This is a genomic window from Algibacter ulvanivorans, assembly GCF_048381495.1.
GTDB classification, from domain to species: domain Bacteria; phylum Bacteroidota; class Bacteroidia; order Flavobacteriales; family Flavobacteriaceae; genus Algibacter_B; species Algibacter_B ulvanivorans.
Window position 1 is genome coordinate 1 of the sequence record NZ_JBLWGD010000021.1, and the last position, 868, is coordinate 868.

Here is an 868-nt window from a genome sequence, read left to right on the forward strand (position 1 = left end):
AACGTGTTTGTGTATGATTTGTGGCGTTTTAAATCAATAAATTTAGTAAATAAAAACCGAATAGAAAATCCGCAAGGATTTTCGTAGGTAGGCGAGGACTAGCCATTAATTATACACGTTGTTGTAAAATCGTACTTTATGTTAGACTTCGATTGAAATATTAACTTTTCCTCCAAGTCCTTTTTCTACGATGTCAAATAATGTTTTTAAAGTCAGATTACTGCCATTATTTTCCACACGAGAAATGTAAGTCCGTTTTTTGTCAATTATAACGCCAAGTTGTTCTTGAGTCATATTTTTTTCCTCACGTGCATTTCGTAAAAGCAAACCAATTTTAAACGACTCAAAATCTCTGTCGAGTTCATCTCTGCGTTCAGTTCCTTTTTTTCCGTAAACTGTGTCTTTTATTTCTTTCCAACTTTTAGTTTCCATTTCCTTTGTTTTTTTCTTCGTAATACTCTTTCATTAATCGAACAGCTTTGTCGATTTCTTTTTTCGGTGTTTTCTGCGTCTTTTTAGTAAATCCGTTCAAGAGTATAACTAATTTACCTTTATCGAAGAAGCAAAAAACTCTCCAAATATTCGAACCTAATTTTATTCGAGCCTCAAATAATCCTTTATGAGTTTTCATTGGTGCCAAATACGTTTTCGGCACGTGCTGATAAGTTTCGATTATTTCAATGACCTTAAATATCTTGTCTTGAACTTTTTGCGGTTGAGCAAGTAGAAACTCCTCGAAATAATTTTTATATTGTATTACTTGCCTAACTTTTTCCATTTCGACAAAGGTAACTTAAAAGTTACTATTTTCAAAATATTTCAAAAGTTTAATTTAAAGTTCGGGTGTTTTTGGGTATGTTTTACAACG

2 protein-coding genes are annotated in these 868 nt (G+C 31.9%); both read right to left on the reverse strand.

Annotated features, from left to right (window positions below):
- Positions 1–141 precede the first annotated feature (141 nt).
- Entirely contained in the window at positions 142–432 is a 291-nt protein-coding gene (locus ACNG5D_RS15805) for a helix-turn-helix domain-containing protein (RefSeq protein WP_418184500.1), read from the reverse strand.
- The gene (locus ACNG5D_RS15810) at positions 422–778 is read right to left on the reverse strand and encodes a type II toxin-antitoxin system RelE/ParE family toxin (RefSeq protein WP_418184501.1); all 357 of its coding nucleotides are present in this window, start codon (positions 776–778) and stop codon (positions 422–424) included. Before ACNG5D_RS15810 ends, ACNG5D_RS15805 begins: the two co-directional genes overlap by 11 nt.
- Positions 779–868: the final 90 nt, after the last annotated feature.